Genomic DNA, 231 nt, shown 5'->3' with positions numbered 1-231 from the left:
TCTCCTGAAGGAACGTTGAAGACGACGACGTTGATAGGTCGGGTGTGTAAGCGCAGCGATGCGTTGAGCTAACCGATACTAATGAACCGTGAGGCTTAACCTTACAACGCCGAAGGTGTTTTGGCGAAGAGACAGATTTTCAGCCTGATACAGATTAACAGAATTTGCCTGGCGGCTTTAGCGCGGTGGTCCCACCTGACCCCATGCCGAACTCAGAAGTGAAACGCCGTA

1 rRNA gene is annotated in these 231 nt (G+C 51.5%); it reads left to right on the top strand.

The annotated features are described in order from the left end of the window. Positions 1–103, top strand: a 23S ribosomal RNA gene (locus FHC52_RS22615); the annotation flags it as partial. Positions 104–231 lie beyond the last annotated feature (128 nt).

This window comes from Enterobacter sp. EC_64, from assembly GCF_019584165.1.
Classification (GTDB): domain Bacteria; phylum Pseudomonadota; class Gammaproteobacteria; order Enterobacterales; family Enterobacteriaceae; genus Enterobacter; species Enterobacter roggenkampii.
This window is presented reverse-complemented; position numbering and strand designations above follow the sequence as displayed.